Annotated in this window: 13 protein-coding genes; 8 read left to right on the top strand and 5 right to left on the bottom strand. The window is 66.1% G+C overall.

What is annotated here, in order from left to right; all coding sequences use genetic code 11:
* The first annotated feature begins 10 nt into the window (after positions 1-10).
* The 3 genes from lspA (at position 11) to dnaE (ending at position 5,375) form a co-directional block, all read left to right on the top strand.
* Positions 11-589: a signal peptidase II gene (gene lspA / locus AC1DEM_RS13665; protein ID WP_476884870.1), complete on the top strand. Its 579-nt coding sequence runs from the start codon at positions 11-13 to the stop codon at positions 587-589.
* Positions 582-1,670: an RluA family pseudouridine synthase gene (locus AC1DEM_RS13660; protein ID WP_476884869.1), complete on the top strand. Its 1,089-nt coding sequence runs from the start codon at positions 582-584 to the stop codon at positions 1,668-1,670. The genes lspA and AC1DEM_RS13660 overlap by 8 nt, the downstream gene beginning before the upstream one ends.
* Positions 1,671-1,817: 147 nt before the next feature.
* Positions 1,818-5,375 carry a DNA polymerase III subunit alpha gene (gene dnaE / locus AC1DEM_RS13655; RefSeq protein ID WP_476884868.1) on the top strand — a complete coding sequence of 1,186 codons (3,558 nt, stop codon included), beginning with the start codon at positions 1,818-1,820 and terminating at the stop codon, positions 5,373-5,375.
* A gap of 38 nt (positions 5,376-5,413) precedes the next feature.
* Here dnaE and AC1DEM_RS13650 read toward each other — a convergent pair whose 3' ends face one another.
* Positions 5,414-5,872 carry a flavin reductase family protein gene (locus AC1DEM_RS13650; protein ID WP_476884945.1) on the bottom strand — a complete coding sequence of 153 codons (459 nt, stop codon included), beginning with the start codon at positions 5,870-5,872 and terminating at the stop codon, positions 5,414-5,416.
* 197 nt (positions 5,873-6,069) lie between these two features.
* Between AC1DEM_RS13650 and AC1DEM_RS13645 the strand changes: the two genes are divergently transcribed.
* The 3 genes from AC1DEM_RS13645 to nrdR all read left to right on the top strand — a co-directional run bounded on the left by AC1DEM_RS13645 (position 6,070) and on the right by nrdR (position 8,722).
* A complete protein-coding gene (locus AC1DEM_RS13645; RefSeq protein ID WP_476884867.1) occupies positions 6,070-6,633 on the top strand; it encodes a hypothetical protein in 564 nt (187 codons plus the stop codon).
* 76 nt (positions 6,634-6,709) lie between these two features.
* Complete coding sequence (gene hisD / locus AC1DEM_RS13640; RefSeq protein WP_476884944.1) at positions 6,710-8,068, top strand: histidinol dehydrogenase; 1,359 nt, start codon at positions 6,710-6,712, stop codon at positions 8,066-8,068.
* A 150-nt stretch (positions 8,069-8,218) separates the two neighbouring features.
* The gene (gene nrdR / locus AC1DEM_RS13635; protein ID WP_277526903.1) at positions 8,219-8,722 is read left to right on the top strand and encodes a transcriptional regulator NrdR; all 504 of its coding nucleotides are present in this window, start codon (positions 8,219-8,221) and stop codon (positions 8,720-8,722) included.
* A 195-nt stretch (positions 8,723-8,917) separates the two neighbouring features.
* Here nrdR and ppgK read toward each other — a convergent pair whose 3' ends face one another.
* On the bottom strand, positions 8,918-9,721 hold the full coding sequence (gene ppgK, locus AC1DEM_RS13630) for a polyphosphate--glucose phosphotransferase (RefSeq protein WP_476884866.1): 804 nt from the start codon (positions 9,719-9,721) through the stop codon (positions 8,918-8,920).
* Positions 9,722-9,818: 97 nt separating this feature from the next.
* Positions 9,819-10,697, bottom strand: coding sequence for a type I methionyl aminopeptidase (gene map, locus AC1DEM_RS13625; RefSeq protein ID WP_476884865.1), 879 nt, complete (start codon positions 10,695-10,697; stop codon positions 9,819-9,821).
* Between the two features lie 171 nt (positions 10,698-10,868).
* Here map and AC1DEM_RS13620 point away from each other — a divergent pair, with 171 nt between their 5' ends.
* Entirely contained in the window at positions 10,869-11,033 is a 165-nt protein-coding gene (locus AC1DEM_RS13620; protein WP_476884864.1) for an SPOR domain-containing protein, read from the top strand.
* Between the two features lie 142 nt (positions 11,034-11,175).
* Positions 11,176-13,224, top strand: coding sequence for an alkaline phosphatase family protein (locus tag AC1DEM_RS13615; protein ID WP_476884863.1), 2,049 nt, complete (start codon positions 11,176-11,178; stop codon positions 13,222-13,224).
* A gap of 56 nt (positions 13,225-13,280) precedes the next feature.
* Here AC1DEM_RS13615 and AC1DEM_RS13610 read toward each other — a convergent pair whose 3' ends face one another.
* Both AC1DEM_RS13610 and AC1DEM_RS13605 read right to left on the bottom strand, forming a co-directional pair.
* Positions 13,281-14,039 (bottom strand): MBL fold metallo-hydrolase, encoded by a 759-nt coding sequence (locus AC1DEM_RS13610; protein ID WP_476884862.1) that lies wholly within the window; start codon positions 14,037-14,039, stop codon positions 13,281-13,283.
* A gap of 30 nt (positions 14,040-14,069) precedes the next feature.
* Positions 14,070-14,459 (bottom strand): SHOCT domain-containing protein, encoded by a 390-nt coding sequence (locus AC1DEM_RS13605; RefSeq protein WP_476884861.1) that lies wholly within the window; start codon positions 14,457-14,459, stop codon positions 14,070-14,072.
* Positions 14,460-14,507 lie beyond the last annotated feature (48 nt).

Here is a 14,507-nt window from a genome sequence, read left to right as displayed (position 1 = left end):
CGAAAGCCCTATGACTGACGCACCATCACCAGACGCCATGCAGCCGCTCGAGGCGGCACAGCCTGTGCACCCCCGGCCGCGCCGGGCAAAGCTGTTTGCCTTGTTCGCTGCCTTCGCGGTGTTCGCCTACGTGTTCGACCAGCTGACCAAGCTCTGGGTCACCAGCACCATGACCGAGGGCGAGCGGATTCCCGTTTTGCCGCCGCTGTTGCACTGGTTCTACATCCGTAACTCCGGCGCCGCGTTCTCGATCGGCGAGAACGTCACGTGGGTGTTCACGATCATCATGGCGGCCGTGTCCGTCGCGATCTTGCTGCAGTTGCGCAAGCTCGGCTCGCTCTGGTGGGCGTTGGCGCTGGGGCTGCTCCTCGGCGGCGCACTCGGCAATCTCACCGACCGGCTGTTCCGCGAGCCGTCTTTCGCAATGGGCCACGTGGTGGACTTCATCCAGCTCCCAAACTTCGCGATCTTCAATATCGCAGACTCGGCCGTGGTCTCCGCCGTCGTGATTATCTGCCTGCTCACCCTCCGCGGGATCTCCCTGGACGGCTCACGCCACACGAAGGATACGGTGGCCAAAGATGTCTGAAACTACCTCAGGAAACGCCGCAGGACGCGCCGCGGAGGACATGCCGCAGGATCTGGCGCCGGACGTCGCCGACAGCCTGGCAGATGACCTGGCAGAGGACGCATCTGACGACGTTGCGGCGGATGCTGCCGGCAAAGCCGGTGCTGCAACTGCCGGGCACCGGCAGTTCACCGTCCCGGAGGACCTCGCCGGCTCCCGCGTGGACGCCGGCCTGGCCAGGCTGATGGACATCTCCCGCTCCCAGGCGGCCACGCTCATCGCCGAGGGCAACGTCACCAGCAATGCCAAGCGGGTCGGGAAGTCGCTCAAGCTCGCCCTGGGTACCGTGCTGGACGTCGTAGTACCGGACCGCAGGGATCCCCTGGAAATCGTGGAGGAAGTTGTGGACGACCTGTTGATCCTGCTGGACGATGACGAATTTGTTGTCATCGACAAACCGGTGGGCGTGGCAGCGCACCCCTCGCCCGGCTGGGTGGGGCCCACAGTGGTGGGTGGCCTCGCCGGTCTCGGCTACCGGATCTCGACGTCGGGCGCTTCAGAGCGCGCCGGCATCGTCCACCGGCTCGACGTCGGGACCTCCGGCGTCATGGTGGTCGCCAAGACCGAAAACGCCTACACCGTGCTCAAACGGGCCTTCAAGGAACGCACCGTGGACAAGGTCTACCACGCCGTGGTCCAGGGCCTTCCCGATCCGCTGGCGGGCACCATCGACGCACCCATCGGCCGCCACCCCGGCCATGACTGGCGGTTCGCCGTGATTGAGGACGGCCGTGATTCGGTGACGCACTACGAGGTCCTGGAAGCTTTCGGGAAGGCCTCCCTGGTGGAGGTGCACCTCGAAACCGGCCGGACCCACCAGATCCGTGTGCACTTTGCGGCCCTGCGCCACCCCTGCGCAGGGGACCTCACCTACGGCGCGGACCCGCGGCTGGCCGCCACCCTCGGGCTGACCCGGCAGTGGCTGCACGCCCGGGAGCTCTCCTTCGACCACCCGCGGACAGGGGAGCGGGTCACCGTGTCCAGCGAATACCCGCAGGACTTGAAATACGCGCTTGAGGTCCTGGAGTCCGGAGACGCCTGAACCGCCCGGGCCGGGCGGGGTGATCCAATCCGGCCCTCGGTCTTGCCCCTGGTTTCGGCCGGCGGATCCGGCGGTCTGTACGGCAGGTTCCGTTCGCGCCCGTCGTGGTTGCACGCCGCCGTCGTGGGTCGGCACTAGAATGGTGCGGTGACTTCCAGCAACGACTCGTTTGTCCATCTCCACAACCACACCGAGTACTCGATGCTGGACGGTGCCGCCCGGCTCGGTGAGCTGTTCGACGAAACCGAGCGGCTCGGCATGCCGGCCCTCGCCACGACGGACCACGGCTACCTGTTCGGCGCCTTCGACTTCTGGAAGCGGGCAACCGACCAGGGCATCAGGCCCATCATCGGCGTCGAAGCCTATGTGACTCCCGGGACCGCGCGCACGGACAAGACCCGTGTGCGGTGGGGCGAGGAGCACCAGCGCAAGGATGACATTTCCGGCGGTGGCTCCTACACGCACATGACCCTGCTCAGCTACAACAACGTGGGCATGCGGAACCTTTTCCGGGCCTCCTCGATCGCCTCATTGGACTCGGTCTTCGGCAAATGGCCCCGGTTGGACCGTGAGCTGCTGAACACGTACTCGGAAGGGCTCATCGCCACCACCGGCTGCCCGTCCGGTGAAGTCCAGACCCGGCTGCGCCTGGGCCAGTACCGCGAAGCGGTTGAGGCCGCGGCCGAGTTCCGCGACATCTTTGGCGCGGAGAACTACTTCTGCGAGCTCATGGACCACGGCCTGGACATCGAGCGGCGCGTCACCGGTGACCTTCTGCGCCTGGCCAAGGACCTGAACCTGCCGCTCGTGGCCACCAACGACCTGCACTACACGCACGAGCACGACGCGAAGGCGCATGAGGCCCTCCTGGCCATCCAGTCCGGCTCCACCCTCCTGGAGCCGACTTACGACAACGGCGGCTCTCGCTTTGCCTTCTCCGGCAGCGGCTACTACCTGAAGTCACCGCAGGAAATGCGGGAGCTGTTCCGCGACCACCCGGAGGCGTGCGACAACACGCTCCTGATCGCCGAGCGCTGCGAGGTCTCGTTCAACACCGGCGCCAACTACATGCCCCGGTTTCCCTGCCCGGAGGGGGAGGACGAAACGTCCTGGCTGGTCAAGGAAGTCGACAAGGGACTCCAGTACCGCTATCCCCAGGGCATCCCGGACAAGGTCCGCAAGCAGGCCGACTATGAGCTGGAAGTCATCACTTCCATGGGCTTCCCGGGCTACTTCCTCGTGGTGGCCGACTTCATCAACTGGGCCAAGAACAACGGCATCCGCGTCGGTCCCGGGCGTGGTTCCGGTGCCGGCTCCATGGTGGCGTACGCCATGCGCATCACGGACCTTGACCCGCTGCACCACGGCCTGATCTTCGAGCGCTTCCTCAACCCGGACCGCGTCTCCATGCCTGACTTCGACGTCGACTTCGATGACCGGCGCCGCTCCGAAGTAATCGACTACGTCACGCGCAAGTACGGCGACGAACGCGTGGCGATGATCGTCACCTACGGCACCATCAAGACCAAACAGGCCCTCAAGGACTCCTCGCGCGTGCTGGGCTACCCGTTCAGCATGGGCGAGACGCTGACCAAGGCGCTGCCCCCGGCCGTGATGGCCAAGGACATTCCGCTGGCCGACATCCAGAACCCCCAGTCCAAGCGCTACAGCGAGGCCGGGGACTTCCGCCAGCTGATCAGCACTGATCCGGAGGCTGCCAAGGTCTTCGAGACGGCGCTGGGCATTGAGGGGCTGAAGCGGCAGTGGGGCGTGCACGCCGCCGGCGTCATCATGTCCTCGGACCCCATCATCGACGTGATTCCGATCATGCGCCGGTTCCAGGACGGCCAGGTCATTACCCAGTTCGACTATCCGACGTCCGAGGGCCTCGGCCTGATCAAGATGGACTTCCTCGGGCTTCGAAACCTGACGATCATTTCCGATGCCCTGGAAAACATCAAGATGAACCGCGGCGTCGACCTCGACCTTGAAACCCTCGAGTTGGATGACACGGCGTCCTACGAGCTGCTGGCCCGGGGAGACACTCTGGGTGTCTTCCAGCTCGACGGCGGGCCCATGCGCTCCCTGCTCAAGCTGATGAAGCCTGACAACTTCGAAGACATCTCCGCCGTGCTGGCCCTCTACCGGCCCGGACCCATGGGCGCCAACGCGCACACCGACTACGCGCTACGCAAGAACAAGATCCAAGATGTCATCCCGATCCACCCGGAGCTCGAGGAGCCGCTCTCCGAAATCCTCGGCGGGACGTACGGGCTGATCGTGTACCAGGAGCAGGTCATGGCCGTGGCGCAGAAACTCGCCGGCTATACCCTGGGGCAGGCCGACATCCTGCGCCGCGCCATGGGCAAGAAGAAGAAGTCCGAGCTGGACAAGCAGTTCGCCGGTTTCTCCCAGGGCATGCAGGACAACGGCTATTCCATGGCCGCGGTCAAGACCCTCTGGGACATCCTGCTGCCGTTCTCCGACTACGCCTTCAACAAGGCGCACTCGGCCGCCTACGGTGTGATCTCCTACTGGACCGCATACCTGAAGGCGCACTACGCGCCGGAATACATGGCTGCCCTGCTGACCTCGGTGGGCGACGACAAAGACAAGTCGGCCATCTACCTCAACGAATGCCGGCGGATGGGCATCACGGTACTGCCGCCCGACGTCAATGAGTCAGCCCTCAACTTCACCCCTGTCGGCACCGACATCCGCTTTGGCATGGGCGCCATCCGCAACGTCGGCGTGAACGCCGTCGAAGCCATGGTGGCGGCGCGCGAAAAAGAAGGCGCCTACACGTCCTTCAAGGACTACCTCCTGAAAGTCCCGGCGGTGGTCTGCAACAAGCGGACTATCGAATCCCTCATCAAGGCCGGCGCCTTCGACTCGCTCGGCCATCCGCGGCGGGCCCTGGCCATGATCCACGAAGAGGCAATCGACTCCGTCATCACCCTCAAGCGCAACGAAGCGATCGGCCAGTTCGACCTCTTCGCCGGCTTTGAGGACCAGGAGCCCGAGGCCTCGCTCAGCACCGAGATCCCGGACCTGCCGGAATGGGAGAAGAAGGACAAGCTGGCGTTCGAGCGTGACATGCTCGGTCTGTACGTCTCCGACCACCCGCTGCAGGGGCTGGAAGGGCTGCTGAGCCAGCACGCCGACCGGTCGATCACCTCGATCATCGCCGAGGACGGCCCGCCGGACGGCTCGATCGTGACCATCGCGGGCATGATCACCTCCCTCAGCCGAAGGATCGCCAAGGCAAGCGGCAATGCCTACGCCCGCGCCGAGATCGAGGACCTCGCCGGTTCCATGGAGGTCATGTTCTTCGGCCAGGTCTACGGCCCCATCGCCTCGGTGCTCGCGGAAGACCTGATCGTGGTGGTCAAGGGACGCCTGCAAAGGCGCGACGACGGCGCCGTGACCTTGAACTGCATGGAACTTTCCGTGCCGGACCTCAGCGACAGCCAGAACGGGCCCGTGGTGATCACCATGGCCACGCACAAGGCCACCGAGGCCGTGGTCACGGAGCTGGGCGACGTGCTGCGGACCCACCGTGGAAACTCCGAGGTCCGGCTGCACCTGCAGGGCGACACCCGGGTGGAGGTCATGGGCCTGCCGGTGCACTTGCGCGTCAACCCGAGCCCGTCCCTGTTTGGCGACTTGAAGGTGCTGCTCGGCCCGACCTGCCTGGACAACTAGCGCCGGGGGAGTGGCCCCGGGCCTTCAGGTCTCGGCGCTCAAATTTCGTAGTCGAGCGGAACGGGCTGGCTGTAGGCCCCGGAGTGGTAGAGCAGGGGAGTGCCGTCTTCGCCGACCTGGCCCTCCACCACCTCAACCACCACAACGGCGTTGTTCTCGAAGGAGAGCCGCATCTGGACTTTGCCGATCAGCCAGCCGCTGACTCCCTTGAGCACGGGCACCTCGTGGGGTCCGAGCTCCCAGTGGTCGCCGTCGAACCGGTTGCCGGCCCGGGCGAAACGGTCGGCGAGTTCCTGGTTCTCCAGCCCGAGCATGTGCACGCCAATGTAAGTCGTGTTCGCCACTGCCGGCCACGAGCTGGAGGTCCTGGCCATATTGAACGTGAAGCGCGGCGGTTTGGCGGACAGCGAGGCCACTGAGGTTGCCGTGAATCCGAACGGCACGCCGTTGTGGTTGGCCGTGATGATGGCCACGCCCGCCGCGTGCCGGCGGAACATTTCCTTGAACGTTCCCTCGAAGATTCCTTCATCTGTGGCCACTGCGATCCAACTCCCTGCTGCACGTGCGTGTGGTACTTCCTACTCTGCCAGCGTATTGCGCCGGTGATCGAGGTAGGGCATTTTGTTTACTTCCGCCGTCATGTGCTGCCGGGGCTTCGCCATGCGCCGGCAGAATCCTTGTTACGGTTTGTTGCATGACACAGCCCGCAGTAGACGGCCCCGTCCACCACTCCGGGGAGCCCGCGCAGCCGGTCCCGCCCGAGAATCCCGAGCAGCACCGCGGACCCGGCGGGACCCCATGGCGAAAGGCCGCGGTCATCGCGGCCGCCGGCGTCCCGGTGGGATTGCTCTGGTGGCTGCTGGCGCCGTCGGGCCTGAATCTCCTGACGGGCAACCCGGACCTCGCCGCCGGCAGCAACACCGCCACCTGGCTGCCCAGGGACCTGGTGCTGGCAGGGCTGTGCCTGCTCGCCGGGTGCATCGCCGGGTCCTTCGTGGCCGGCAACAAGCACCACCAGCCCGGCGCCGGCACCGTCATCCTGGTGGTCCTCGCCGGCGCGGCCGGGGCGCTCCTAGCGTGGGGAACCGGCGTGCTGAGCGCCCAGTGGTGGGGAGCGCCGGCAGATACCTCGGCCAGCACCAGCGTCGCCTTCTCACTGCGCTCCTATGCGGTCCTCGTCATCTGGCCCGCGGCGATTGCCCTGGCCATCTTCCTGAACAGCCTCTTCCCTGGCTCCGGCGGCAAACCCCGCCGCTGACGCCAGTGCCAGACCGCCGCGGCGGGACACGTAAAATGATCGGGTGAGCCTAACTCCTGACAGCCCCGTCACCCCGATGACCGCCCTCAACTTCCGCACGGTGGACGTGCGCGGTGCGCAACTGTCCCTCGCCGGACTCCGCGCTGCGGTGCCCCGGGCACAGTCCGGCACCATGGCCGACGCCGAGGGCAAGGTCCTGGACATCATCTCCGCCGTCCGAACTCGGGGCTTCGGCGCACTCCGGGAGCTGGCACTGGCCTTCGACGGCGTCGAGCAGGCGCACCCCCGGGTCCCGGCCGAGGCCCTGCGTGCGGCCCTTGAGGGCCTGGATCCCGCCGTACGCGCGGCACTCGAGGAGTCCATCAAGCGGGCGCGCGCCTTCGCCGACGCCCAGCGCCCGGCGAACATCGACGTCGAACTGGGCGTTGGTGCCGTCGTCAGCCAAAACTGGGTGCCGGTGGCCCGTGTGGGGCTCTACGTCCCCGGCGGCCTGGCTGTCTACCCGTCCTCGGTGATCATGAACGTGGTCCCGGCCCTGGCCGCCGGCGTCGAATCGATTGCCCTGGCTTCACCGCCGCAAAAGGATTTCGGCGGCCTCCCGCACCCCACGATCCTGGCCGCGGCCTGCCTGCTGGGCATTGAAGAGGTCTACGCGATCGGCGGGGCGCAGGCCATCGCCGCGTTTGCCTACGGCATCCCGGCGGATTCGTCCGACACATCCGACGCCGGCAAGCTCCCCGGGATCGACCCCGTGGATGTCGTGACCGGCCCGGGCAATATCTTCGTGGCGACCGCCAAGCGGCTGGTCAAGGGCGTTGTCGGGATCGATTCCGAGGCCGGCACCACGGAAATTGCGATCCTTGCGGACTCCACCGCCAATCCCGCCCTCGTGGCCGCGGACCTCATCAGCCAGGCAGAGCACGACCCAAAGGCCGCATCGGTGCTGTTCACGGATTCCGAGGCCCTCGCTGCCGACGTCCGCGTGGAACTTGAACATCAGGCCGCAGCCACCAAGCACTCCAGCCGGGTCCTCGAGGCACTCTCTGGCCCGCAGTCCGGCGTCGTGCTGGTCGAGGACCTGGAACAGGGCATCGCCGCCTGTGACGCATACGCCGCCGAACACCTTGAAATCATGACCGCCGATGCCGCCAGCGTGGCCAGCCGGATCCGCAGCGCCGGCGCGATCTTCGTGGGGGACTACAGCCCCGTGAGCCTGGGCGACTATTGCGCCGGCTCCAACCACGTGCTGCCCACCAGCGGCACGGCGGCCTTCTCCTCCGGACTGAACGTCACAACGTTCCTGCGGGCCATCCAGGTCATCAACTACACCCGCTCCGCATTGGAGCAGGTCAGCGGCCACATCGTCAGCCTCTCCGGCGCGGAGGACCTTCCCGCCCACGGCGAGGCCGTCACAGCGCGGTTCGCCGCCCGGTAGCCAGGCCCAGACCACTACATGTAGTAATTACAGGCTTGTTATTCAGCTACATGTAGTCGTAAACTGGGGACACAGGGCAGCGCTGACTGCACTGTTTCAGCACTGACTGATACAGCACTGACTGCGGATTGCGACAGGGGAGGAACCGACATGTATTGCCCGTTCTGCCGAAACCCTGATTCGCGCGTTGTGGACAGCCGGATCGCCGACGACGGCTCCGCCATCCGCCGCCGCCGTCAGTGCCCCGAATGCGGCCGTCGGTTCACCACCGTGGAAACCACCAGCCTGACCGTCATCAAGCGCTCCGGCGTCGGCGAGCCCTTCAGCCGCAGCAAGGTCATCAACGGCGTCCGCAAGGCCTGCCAGGGCCGTCCGGTCACCGAAGACGATCTGGCCCTGCTGGCGCAGGAAGTCGAGGAAACGATCCGGGGCTCAGGCGCCGCCGAGATCGACGCCCACGAAGTCGGGCTGGCAATCCTGGAGCCGCTGCAGCGCCTGGACGAGGTCGCCTACCTGCGGTTCGCGAGCGTCTACCAGGCCTTCGAATCGCTGGAGGACTTCGAATCGGCGATTTCCCTGCTTCGCCACGAGGCCGAGACCAAGGGCCGGGACGGCAAGAGCCCGGACAAACGCCCGCTTCAGGCGCCGTCGTAATTCATTTGATTCATCTGACCTAGTGACTGTTTCGTGACTAGATCCTAGGATCCACCACAGACTCCGGTGGTGGCAGCGGAGGGGAAGCCGCGGCCACCACCGGCTCCAAAAAATTGAGCTATCACTCCGGGTCGTTCCCAGCGTTCAGAACGACCCGGAGTGATAGCTCATTTGGCTTTTACAGCCCATGGGGCCTTATTTGGCCAGCTTGTGCTTCAGCGCAATCTCGATGGCCGCGCCCACGATCCCGGCGTCGTTCTTCAGCTCGGCCGGGACGATCGGAGTGCGGAGCTTCAGGTGCGGCAGGTACTCGTTGGCGCGCTTGGAGATGCCGCCGCCCACGATGAAGAGTTCGGGGGAGAACAGGAACTCCACGTGGGAGAAGTAGCGCTGCAGCAGCACGCTGTACTGTTCCCAGCTGAGGCCGTCGCGCTCACGTGCCACGGCCGAAGCCTTGGTCTCGGCGTCGAAGCCGTCGATCTCCAGGTGGCCGAGCTCGGCGTTGGGGACCAGCTTGCCGTCGAAGATGAAGGCTGAACCGATGCCGGTGCCAAGGGTGATGACCAGGACGGTGCCGTCGATCCCCTCGCCGGCGCCGAAGCGGGCCTCGGCGAGGCCGGCGGCGTCGGCGTCGTTGATGACCTCCACGGGGCGGCCCAGACGTGCCGTGAGCATGCCATCGATGTCGGCTTCCAGCCAGGACTTGTCCACGTTCGCGGCCGAGTGGACCACGCCGTGCTGAATGATGCCGGGGAAGGTGACTCCCACGGGGCTGCTGGCATCGGGGGCGTCAGGACGTGCCGTGAGCTCAGCGACAACCAGTGCGACGACTTCGGCCACTGACTCGGGGGTGGAGGGCTGCGGCGTGGGGAAGCGCACGCGGTCACCGATCAGCTTCCCCTTCTTCAGGTCCACGATCCCGCCCTTGATACCGGTCCCGCCGATGTCAATGCCGATCAGGGGTGCGTGCTTCTTCGACTTTTCGTCCTTCTTGGCCAATGTCGTTCCGTTCGTGGCAGGGGCGGGCTGTGGTGACCGGGCGGGCCGGCAGGTGAAAGAGCGGGAGGTTCAGGGAAACAGCGTGTGGAGCGGGCGGTCAGGGCAGCGTGAGGACCTCGGCCCCGGACTCCGTGACGAGCAGGGTGTGCTCGAACTGGGCAGTGCGCTTGCGGTCGCGGGTCACCACGGTCCATTCATCGGCCCACATGTCCCAGTCAACGGTGCCCAGGGTCAGCATTGGCTCGATCGTGAACACCATACCGGTTTCTATGGTGGTGTTGTATGCGGGCGCGGCGTCGTAGTGCGGAATGATCAGCCCGGTGTGGAAAGCTTCGCCGACGCCGTGGCCGGTAAAGTCACGGACCACGCCATAGCCGAAGCGTTTTGCATAGGACTCGATGGTCCGGCCGATCACGTTGATCTCGCGTCCCGGAGCTACGGCCCGGACGGCGCGGTTCAGCGATTCCCGGGTGCGCTCGACGAGGAGGCGGGATTCCTCGTCCACCTCGCCGACCAGGAAGGTGTAGTTGGTGTCGCCGTGAACGCCGCCGACGAAGGCCGTGATGTCGATGTTGAGGATGTCGCCGTCCTGGACCACCGTGCTGTCCGGGATCCCGTGGCAGATGACCTCGTTGAGGGACGAACACAGGGATTTCGGAAAGCCCCGGTAGCCGAGGGTGGACGGGTACGCGTTGTGGTCCAGCAGGAACTCGTGGCCCACCCGGTCCAGGACGTCGGTGGTGACGCCGGGTTCGATGTGCTTGCCGACCTCAACGATTGCCTGGGCAGCTATTTTGGAGGCGATCCGGATCTTTTCAATGATCTCTGCCGACTTGACCTCTGAGCCGGTGAACTTTGCCGGCGCCGGCTTGCCCACGTATTCCGGACGCGGGATGGACGGCGGTACGGGAAGTTGCGGGCTCACTGTCCCCGGGACAAGCGTGCCGATGGGTGCAGTTGAGGCTAGAGAAGGCATAGATTGATCATATAAGCCCCCGGGCTTTGCCCGGAAAACAGTGACCGGAAAACAGTGACCGGAAAACAGAGCCCGGAAAACAGAGCCCGGAAAACAGTGACCGGAAATTACCACCGGAAACAGCAGGAATAACCGCAGGTAATCAGCGGGACAAACAGTGGAGGAAGCCCGATGCCCGAATACTGGTACAACGTCAACACTCATGAGATTGAGGAAGACGCGATGTCCGACTGGAGTCAGCTGATCGGGCCGTACAAGACCCGTGAGGAAGCCGAACATGCGCTGGAAAAGGTCAAGGCGCGTAACGAGGCGTGGGACAAGGACGACGACGACTAGCCCGCTCCGCCTCTCGGGTCAGTGAGGGCATCCCGGGCAGTCGCAGACCGGACACCGGGCACAAGGACGGATTTTTCTCCGCCCGTCATTCTCACCCTGTGAGGGTGAGTGCCAGCCGGTTGCGGCCAGCCATACTGGGAAAATGCCGACCAGCGTTCTGCGCACCCGCGGCGCCCGAGTCACCGACCTGGCCAGGCTGGCCCTTGCCTGGGCTGCCTCGACGTTAGCCCTTATTGTCACCGGCGCGCTGCTGCCGGGCTTCTCGGCAACCAGCTGGTGGGCTTACGCCGCCGTCGCCGCGGTGGCCGGCGTCGTCGGTTTGATCCTCCGCCCCGCGCTGGTGGAGGTCTCCGCCAGGGTGGGCTGGCTGGCGGTGCTTCTGATTGCTTTCATAGGGCAGGCCCTGATCATGTACGTCGCCATCAGACTGGTGCCCGGCATCGAGTCAACAGCATGGACCGCTTTTGCCGCAACCTGGGTCAGTGCCGTTGTGGGCACGCTGATCTCGTGGGCCACCACGGCCGGAACTGATGACGGGCTCATCACCTCACTGGCCGGAAGGGCACGCCGGCACGAAACGGTGAGTGATCCAGAGATTGACGGCATCCTGTTCGTGCAGCTCGACGGTGTTCCCTTCCCGGTGTTGCAATGGGCGGTCCAGTCCGGGGCGGTGCCCCATATCCGGCGGTGGCTGACGTCGGGGGATTACCAGTTCCGTGAATGGACTCCGCAGCTGCCCTGCACCACGCCAGCCAGCCAGCTGGGCATTCTGCACGGCACCGTAGACGGGATCCCCGCCTTCCGCTGGTATGACCGTGAGCTCAAACGGGTCCTGGTGGCCAACCGTCCGGCGGACGCCCGGGTGATCGAGGAACGGCACAGCACCGGCCAAGGCCTGCTCTGCGACGACGGCGTCTCCATTTCCAACTTATTCACCGGTGACGCCCCCCGATCGCTCTTGACGATGAGCCGGGTGGAGGCCCGGCGCGGCTCCACCGAAACCCGCCGCGCGTTCGCCTGGTTTTTCGCTTCGCCGAATGGATTCATGCGCAGCTTCACACGGACAGTCGGGGAGATCCTCAAAGAGCGCTGGCAGGCCCGGAGGCAGGTTAAACGGGACCTCAACCCGCGGGTGCATCGAGACTGGACCTTCGCCCTGCTCCGAGCAGTCACCAACGGCCTGCTGCGGGACCTAAACACGGCTTTGGTGGCGGAGGAACTGCGTCGCGGCACGAAGAGCATCTATGTCGACTACGTCGACTACGACGAGATCGCCCACCACGCCGGCATGTTCCGGCCCGAATCGCTCGCAGCCCTGGATGGCCTGGACCGCACGCTCGGATCCCTGGCCGAGCTCGCCGGGACCGCGCCCCGCCGGTATCGGCTGGTGGTGCTCTCGGACCACGGCCAGTCCCAGGGCACCCCGTTCGCCGACCGGTACGGCCAGGCGCTCGGCGAGCTGTGCGCGGAACTCATGAACGAACACGTTCAGAACGTGGACGCGTCCGTCGAAGGGCTCGGCCGCGCGGACTCCATCGCCGGTGACATCGCGGCCGGCGGGGTGACCGGGAAGCTGGCCGGCCGTGCCGACGAGGTGCTGACCAAGGCGCAGGAGACGGCAGCAGGGCCGACCTCTGGCTCAGGCGGCGACGGCGAGGATCCTGTGGTCGTGTTGGGCTCCGGCAACCTGGGCCTGGTCTACGTGCGGGGCGACCGGCGCCTGACTCTCCAAGCCCTCGAGAGCCAGTGGCCAGCCCTGATCCCCGGCCTGGCGGGCCATCCCGGCGTCGGCTTTGTCGCGGGCATCGATGAAGACGGACGGGCGTGGGCGATCGGAAGCGGCGGGCGCCTCGACATCGCCAGTGGCGCGGTCGAAGGCACCGATCCGTTGGCCGGCTTCGGGTCCCACGCGGCGCGAGTGCTCGGCCGCGCGCTGCTGCACCCCGAGGCACCGGATCTGTACGTCAACAGCACGGTCGATCCCGTGACCGACGACGTCTCAGCGTTCGAAGGCCTCGTCGGATCCCACGGGGGCCTCGGCGGTTGGCAGGACCGCGCCGTGCTGATCGGCCCGGCCGATCTCATGGTGGGGCTGCCCGAGCGGATCGAAGGCGCCGGAGAGCTCCACCGGGTGCTGGTGACGATGCTCGAGTCCTGCGGCCAGCGCACCACGACGGCGTCCCGGGGTTGAATGACTGGGTTGAATTAGCGGGATTGCCTGACTGGGCTGAAGACCGGTTCAGTGGCTCACGCGGGCGTCACCCAGGACTGGCCGGGAGCGAGGACCACCGCCGTGCAGCCAGGAGCCTGCTCCGCTATCGCGTCCGCAAACCGCTGTCCGGGCTGCTCGAGCCAGCCCCGGGCAAAGTGTGTGAAGAACGGAGGGTGCAGCGTTCCCCAGTGCACCGGGAGGGCGAATCGCGCGCCGCTCATCGCGACAGCCCGGACGGCGCTCTCCGGCGACAGGTGCCCCTTCGAGAGCCGCGGTCCCCACCCCCAGACCGGTACCAGGGCGACATCGATCGGCCCTCCCGCCATGGCGGGAATCGCGGCCATCTCCGGATACAGCCCCGTGTCCCCGGCGATCCAGACGATGCCCGATGGGCCCCGCACGAGCTGGCCATTGGCGTCGTTGGGGCGGTGTGGCATGGGGCGGCTGCGATGCTTGGCCGGGACCTGGCGAATCTGGACCCCGTTGCCCACCGGGGTCCAGTCGTCGCCCAGCGGAACTGTGTGCGTCAGCTTTCGGCGGCGCAGCCAAGCCACGTTTGCCGGAGCGCTCATCAGCGCCGCCCCGCGCAGCATGCGCAGGGAGCGCAACTCGGCGTGGTCGTGGTGCAGGTGGGAGAGGAGCACCACGTCCGGCCGGCTCCACGACGCCGGCTCCGGCCGCGGTGCCAGGCGACGCAGCAGCCCGGCATGGGGACGAAGCAGCGGATCGGTCAGGACCCGCACCCCGTCGAGATCCAGAACCACCGTGGAGTGACCAAGCCAGGTGATTCTCATGCCGGGCGTTACCGTCGCATCAAGCCAGCGTCAGGCCAAGGCCTTGGCCTTAAGGGAATCAAACTCGGTCTGGTCGATGGCTCCGGAATCGAGCAACGCCTTGGCGTCGGCGATCTGGGCGGCCGGAGTGGATGTCGTGCCTGCGGCCTTCTTGATGTACTCCTGCTGGGCAGCCTGCTGCTCGGCTATCGCCTTCATCTGACGATCGGTCATGCTGCGGCCCCGGGCGATCAGGTAGATAAGGGCGCCGAGCCAGGGCACGAAGACCAGCAGTATTACCCAGCCGGCCTTGGCCCAGCCGCTGAGCGTGTGGTCGCTGAACATGTCAATCAGGCAGCGGAACCACACCATCAATGCGGCGATCCAGATGAAGAACCAGAAACTCCACAGGAGAACGTCCCAGAAGTTAGTCGTGTCCATCGCTACTCCTCCAATCGTGTCCGCCGGAGCCGGACCCTGCGCTTCGCG

It is taken from the genome of Arthrobacter sp. 05T420 (assembly GCF_056396305.1).
This window is presented reverse-complemented; position numbering and strand designations above follow the sequence as displayed.

Excerpts from the sequence above, each read along its gene's own strand:
- lspA (WP_476884870.1), top strand. The coding sequence starts at position 11 with ATGACTGACGCACCATCACCAGACGCCATGCAGCCGCTCGAGGCGGCA.
- AC1DEM_RS13660 (WP_476884869.1), top strand. The coding sequence starts at position 582 with ATGTCTGAAACTACCTCAGGAAACGCCGCAGGACGCGCCGCGGAGGAC.
- AC1DEM_RS13650 (WP_476884945.1), bottom strand. The coding sequence starts at position 5,872 with ATGTTCCGCCGGCACGCGGCGGGCGTGGCCATCATCACGGCCAACCAC.
- AC1DEM_RS13645 (WP_476884867.1), top strand. The coding sequence starts at position 6,070 with ATGACACAGCCCGCAGTAGACGGCCCCGTCCACCACTCCGGGGAGCCC.
- hisD (WP_476884944.1), top strand. The coding sequence starts at position 6,710 with ATGACCGCCCTCAACTTCCGCACGGTGGACGTGCGCGGTGCGCAACTG.
- nrdR (WP_277526903.1), top strand. The coding sequence starts at position 8,219 with ATGTATTGCCCGTTCTGCCGAAACCCTGATTCGCGCGTTGTGGACAGC.
- map (WP_476884865.1), bottom strand. The coding sequence starts at position 10,697 with ATGCCTTCTCTAGCCTCAACTGCACCCATCGGCACGCTTGTCCCGGGG.
- AC1DEM_RS13620 (WP_476884864.1), top strand. The coding sequence starts at position 10,869 with ATGCCCGAATACTGGTACAACGTCAACACTCATGAGATTGAGGAAGAC.
- AC1DEM_RS13615 (WP_476884863.1), top strand. The coding sequence starts at position 11,176 with ATGCCGACCAGCGTTCTGCGCACCCGCGGCGCCCGAGTCACCGACCTG.
- AC1DEM_RS13610 (WP_476884862.1), bottom strand. The coding sequence starts at position 14,039 with ATGAGAATCACCTGGCTTGGTCACTCCACGGTGGTTCTGGATCTCGAC.
- AC1DEM_RS13605 (WP_476884861.1), bottom strand. The coding sequence starts at position 14,459 with ATGGACACGACTAACTTCTGGGACGTTCTCCTGTGGAGTTTCTGGTTC.